This window comes from Pseudomonas sp. 2VD (genome assembly GCF_005503585.1).
Lineage (GTDB): Bacteria > Pseudomonadota > Gammaproteobacteria > Pseudomonadales > Pseudomonadaceae > Pseudomonas > Pseudomonas aeruginosa.
Genome location: NZ_SCND01000391.1, coordinates 1 through 5,366, shown reverse-complemented (window position 1 = coordinate 5,366; position 5,366 = coordinate 1). Strand labels below are relative to the sequence as shown.

General features: G+C 67.0%; 3 protein-coding genes and 1 pseudogene. All 4 read right to left on the bottom strand.

Features of this window, described 5'->3' with window-relative positions; all coding sequences use genetic code 11:
* Positions 1–475: 475 nt before the first annotated feature.
* Positions 476–1,000, bottom strand: a complete 525-nt coding sequence (locus FFS27_RS27925) for a hypothetical protein (protein ID WP_014602870.1) — start codon at positions 998–1,000, stop codon at positions 476–478.
* A gap of 46 nt (positions 1,001–1,046) precedes the next feature.
* Positions 1,047–2,195 (bottom strand): PepSY-associated TM helix domain-containing protein, encoded by a 1,149-nt coding sequence (locus FFS27_RS27920; RefSeq protein ID WP_019486300.1) that lies wholly within the window; start codon positions 2,193–2,195, stop codon positions 1,047–1,049.
* A 117-nt stretch (positions 2,196–2,312) separates the two neighbouring features.
* The gene (gene foxA / locus FFS27_RS27915) at positions 2,313–4,775 is read right to left on the bottom strand and encodes a ferrioxamine receptor FoxA (protein ID WP_137952355.1); all 2,463 of its coding nucleotides are present in this window, start codon (positions 4,773–4,775) and stop codon (positions 2,313–2,315) included.
* Between the two features lie 143 nt (positions 4,776–4,918).
* Positions 4,919–5,366: pseudogene (gene foxR / locus FFS27_RS27910) on the bottom strand (anti-sigma factor FoxR); the annotation flags it as partial.

The window sequence follows — 5,366 nt, the reverse complement described above, 5'->3', positions numbered from 1 at the left end:
GTTGCTGGAGTTCCTCCAGGCGCTTGCGCTGTTCGTCCAGCAGGCGCTGCTGGCGGTCGCGGATCAGGTCGCGGTCGCCGGGGGAGGTGAAGGGGGCGGCGCTGGCAAGCAGCGGCAGTAAAACCAAGCCAGCGACAACCGCTCGATAGCTAGAACGCAACATCCGATGTCCTGCGAGTTCCCTTCAATACCCACCGCATAGCTAAACGACATGGGCGTGTTGAGGGGGGATTAGTCCAAAAGTAGGAATGCTAATCCAAACAGGGACAGGAGGGAATGGCACTTTGCCTTCATTGCGTCGTCCTGGCTGTGCGGACGTTTCAGGATCGATGCGATGTCGTCATTTTCGTAATGGGAAGGACCTATCGGTCTCCAGGCAGCGCTCGGCCGGGTTCTGGTGAGCTGATTATTTGCGCTCGTGGCCCGGCAGAAAGCAGCCCCGCCAAGGCGGGGCTGCTTTGACGCAGACTCGAATTCACTTCACCGGCAGGTCCTTGCCCCACAGGCGCACCGCCTTGATCCCTTCCGCGCCGCCTTCGAAGACGAAGGTCTGGCGGATGCCGGCCTTGGCCGGGACGGTGACGTCGTCGGGGTTGACGAGGGCGACCAGGGCGTTGGAGTAGCCGTCGTTGTCGATCACCAGCAGCGCGCCGGTCTGGGTCAGGTTGATCAGGCGCACGGTGGCGTCGCCGTCGTTCTTGAAGCCGAGGGTGACGGCCAGTTGCTGGTCGCGCGGCTCGGTCTTGAGCACTTCGACCTGGCCGATCTCGGCGAAGCCGGCGTTGTCGGAGACCACCTTGGCGCCATCGGCGCCCTGGGCCGACTGGCGGCCGCTGGTGATGCCCTCGCTGACCCCGCCGAGGAGGTTCTTGCCGGTCTCGATGGCCGAGGACACCGCGGCCTTGGCCGCATCCTTGACCGAGCTGCCCTCCTCCGCGGCCACGGCGCTGCCGGCGGCCAGGGGCAGGAGCAGTCCCAATGCGGCGATCCTTGCGTTCATTCGTCCATCCTCTGGTGGTGTGGGAGGCAGCCAGACTAACAGCCGTCTAGCGGCCGTTCCAGTGGCGCGCCCGGCGCTTGCGCCACCAGATGTAGACACCGGTCAGCGACAGCCCGGCGATGGCCAGGCCGAGGGCGGCGATGGCGATGCGTCCCGGCAGGCCGGCGATGCGCCCGCCGTGGATCGGGTACTGCAAGCGGTAGAAACGCTCTCCCCAACTGCCCTGCCCGGCGACTTCCTGGCCGAGCAGGCGGCCGTCGCTGCCGTGGAAGAACAGCCAGGACTTGCCCATGGGGTCGTCGTGGTCGCCGAAGCCGGCGCCGAAGAAGTTGTATTCGAAGCTGTAGTACAGCTCGCCGATCGGCTCGGCGATGCCCAGCCGCGCCGCTTCGGCGCTGGCCAACTGGAAGGTGCGGTCGTAGTCCAGGCGGGTCTCCCCCAGTTGTTCCCTGGGCAGCCGCCCGCGCGCCTCGTAGACGCTCGGTTCGATCGGCGAGAACAGCGATACCAGCGGCTTGAACACCTGGCTCGGCAGGTTCAGGGCGACGCTGCTCAGCGCCACCGGTGCCAGCAGCAGCCAGAGCCAGAGGCCGCCGGCGCGATGCAGGTCGAAGTTGAAGCGGTAGGCGTTGCCGCGCTTGATCTTCCAGGCGGTGGCCCACTTGCTCCAGAACGGCCGGCCGCGCGGCAGGGTCAGCCAGGCGCCGACGAAGCAGTCGAGGAACCAGAACATCGCCACCCCGCCCATCAGGTACAGGCCCCAGTTCCCCGGCAGGGTCAGGTTGTGGTGGAACTCCAGGACCCAGGGAACCAGGTTCGCCGGCTGGAAGCAACAGGCCGCCCAGAGGCGCTTGCCGACTTCCTCGCCGCTGACCGGGTCGAGGTAGAACACGTCGTGCTCGACCTTGGCGCCGGCCTCGCGCGGCACGGTGGCGAGCAACGCCGGATGCCCGCCCGCCTCGGGATACTCCATGTACCACACCAGTTGTCGCGGATAGCGTGACTCGACGCGTTGCACCAGGCTGCCCGGGGAAAGGCGCTCGCCGCCCTCGCCCACGGCGTAGAAGCCGGGGTTCAGCCATTCGTCGATTTCATGATGGAAGGCCAGCAGGCTGCCGGTGAGACCGGCGAGGAAAAGGAACAGCGCGGTAGCCAGACCGACATAGCGGTGCAGCAAGACCAGGACGGGGCGCATGGGGGCTCCAGGTAACCAGGGTACGGCCGGCGACGCCGGCGAATGCCCGGCGCGTACGTTGCGCGCCGGGCTGCTTGGCCGGTACCGCGGCGCTGGCGCCGGGGCCCGGGTGGACGGTCAGAACTGGTAGTTCACCGTCGCGGTCACGTTGCGCTTCTCGCCGAAGTAGCAGAAGTCCAGGCTGTAGCAGGACGCCACGTAGTCCTTGTCCAGCAGGTTGTTGGCATTGAGGCTGACGTCCAGGCCTTTCAGGCCGAGCTTGCCGAGGTCGTAGCCGATCCGCGCGTCGACCAGGGTGTAGTCCGGCACCCGCAAGGTGTTTTCCTTGTCCGCCCAGGTCTCGCCGACGTAGCGCGCGCCGCCGCCGATGCTCAGACCGCTGAGCGGGCCGGCGTCGAAGGCATAGTCGGCCCACAGCGAAGCCATGTGCTTGGGCGCCTGGTTCGGCGTATGGCCCTGGTTGCCGTCCAGCGACTTGGTGTAGGTGATGTCGGTGTAGGTGTAGCTGCCGAGCAGCTTCAGGTTGTCGCTGAGCTGGGTATGGGCCTCCAGTTCGAGCCCCTGGGAGCGCACTTCGCCGACCGAGGTGTAGAAGTTGTCCTGGGGCTCCTTGGAGGCGACGTTTTCCTGGGTGATATGGAACAGCGAGGCGGTGTAGAAGCTGTTGCTGCCCGGCGCCTGGAACTTCAGGCCGAGTTCCCACTGCTTGCCCTCGGTGGGCGCCAGGGGCGTGCCGGAGGCGTCTGAATAGGCGTTCGGGTTGAACGACTCGGAGTAGCTGACGTAGGGCGCCAGGCCGTTGTCGAACAGGTACAGCGCGCCGATCCGCCCGGTGAATTTCTCCCAGTCGTCGTCGGCCTTGCTGCCGGTGCTGCGGTTCTTGTCGGTGACGCTGACCCAGTCCTGGCGCAGGCCGAGCGAGAAGCGCCACTGGTCGATGTCGATCAGGTCCTGGAGGTAGACGCCGGTCTGCTCCAGGCGGCGGGTGTGGTTGTCGTCCGGGAAATAGCTGATGGCGTCGTCGCCGTAGATCGGGTTGAACGCGTCCAGCGCCGAGGCCGAGCCGGAACGCCAGTCGACCACAGTGCGCCGGCGCTGATAGTCGAGGCCGGTGAGCAGGGTGTGGCGCGCCGCGCCGGTGGCGAATTCGGCCTGCAGCATGTTGTCGACGATATACGCCTGCAGGTGCTCGCGGGCGCCGCTGAAGTAGCGGTTCAGCTTGTTCGGCTCGCTGGCGCTCCAGCCGTAGGCGTAGACCTGCGACAGGTCGACGTCGGAGTCCAGGTAGCGGAAGTTCTGCCGCGCCGACCAGACGTCGTCGATGCGGTGCTCCAGCTGGTAGCCGAACATCCGCTGGGTGCGGTCGAAGTCGTCCTTGCTCGGCTCGCCATCGAAGAACTCGCGGGAGATGTGCCGGCCGTTGTGGTGCGACAGGGTGCCGTCGGCCGGTACGCCGCCGTGGTAGCCCCCGTTGGGATCGTGTTGCAGGTAGCCTTGCAGGGTCAGGGTGGTGTCATCGCTGAAGTCGATGGCCAGGGTCGGGGCGATGGCGTAGCGCTCCTCCTTGACGTGATCGAACTGGGTGTCCGAGCCCTTGCCGAGACCGACCAGGCGGTAGGCGATGCGCTTCTCCTCGTCGAGCGGCCCGCTGAAATCGAAGCCCATCTCCTTCTGGCCCATGTTGCCGATGCTGCCGGTGATCTGGCGGTAGTCCTCGTACAACGGCTTCTTGCTGGTCAGCGCCACCAGGCCGCCCGGCAGGCTACGGCCGTAGAGCACCGAGGACGGGCCCTTGAGCACATCGATGCGTTCGAGGAAGTACGGGTCGACCTGCATCGAGCTGAAGGTACCGCTGTCGCCCATGGCCTTGAGGCCGTCGAGGTAGATGTTGTCCACGCTGTTGTCGGCGAAGCCGCGCATCACCACGTAGTCGTAGCGGTTGGAGGCGCCGACCTGGCCGGTGAAGATGCCGGGGGTATAGCGCATCGCCTGCTGCACGGTCTTGGAGGCGGTGTCGTCGATCTGCTCGCGGGTGATCACCGAGACGGTCTGGCTGGTTTCCAGCAGCGGCTTGCTGGTCTTGGTGGCGATCTGGCTATGGGTGGCCAGGTAGCCATCGGTGCTGCCCAGGTTGTTGCCGAGGGCGAAGACTTCCACCGCCTGCATGTTCAGCACGTCGCCGTCCTTTGCCGGCGCCTCGCGCAAGACGAAGCTGCCGTCGCCCTGGTCTTCCGCTTCCAGCGGGGTGTCGGCGAGCAGCCGGGCCAGGCCCTGCTGCACGGTGAAACTGCCGCGCAACCCCTGGGAGCTGTAGCCACCGGTCTGCGCCGGAGTGGCCGAGAGGGTGATGCCGGCTTCGCGGGCGAAGCGGTTGAGCACGTCACCCAACTGTCCGGCGGGGATCGCATAGGGCCGCGCCTGTTCCGCCGCCGCTTCGGCGGCCGAGGCGCAGAGCGGCTCCGCGCCGGCCGCCATGGCCAGCGACAGCAGGGCCGCGCGCACCGAACGGCTCAGGCGCGAGGCGCGGGGGAAATCGAGGGACGACGGGGCATTGCGGAGGACGACGGCGGTGGCGGTCATGAACGGGATCCGTTGGAGTCGTTGAAGGGTGTTCAATCGATAAAGCCGGACCAGTCGCGGAAAGCCGACAAAAATAATGAAAATAATTTTCAGTGCGTTTCGCTCCGGGCGGAAGCAAGCGTCCACGCGGCCGCCGGCGCGACTCAGGCGGCGACCACCCTCACCCACCAGCGGGTATGCCGCTGCAGGCGCACCGGCAGGGTCCGCGCGAGCACCTGCAACAGCTTGTCGGTGTCGTCCAGGCGGTAGACCCCGGACAGGCGCAGGTCGGCGACCTCCGCGGCGCAGCCGAGGTAGCCGTTGCGGTAGCGGCTGACCTCGGCGAGGAAGTCGGCCAGGCGCATGTCGCGGGTGACGATCAGGCCATCGGCCCAGGCCACGGCGTCCATCTGCGGCCGTTCGAGGCGCCGCACGCCGTCGGCGGCGATCCGATAGCTCTGCCCCGCCTCGGCCACCGGAGCCTGCAGCGGACGCGCGCCGAAGGCATCGATGCGCACCGAACCCTCGCTGACGCTGAGACAGGTGGCGGCATCTTGCAGGCGTACGTTGAAACGGGTGCCGAGGGCCTCGAACAGCCCTTGCGCGGTACGT

Excerpts from the sequence above, each read along its gene's own strand:
- FFS27_RS27925 (WP_014602870.1), bottom strand. The coding sequence starts at position 1,000 with ATGAACGCAAGGATCGCCGCATTGGGACTGCTCCTGCCCCTGGCCGCC.
- FFS27_RS27920 (WP_019486300.1), bottom strand. The coding sequence starts at position 2,195 with ATGCGCCCCGTCCTGGTCTTGCTGCACCGCTATGTCGGTCTGGCTACC.
- foxA (WP_137952355.1), bottom strand. The coding sequence starts at position 4,775 with ATGACCGCCACCGCCGTCGTCCTCCGCAATGCCCCGTCGTCCCTCGAT.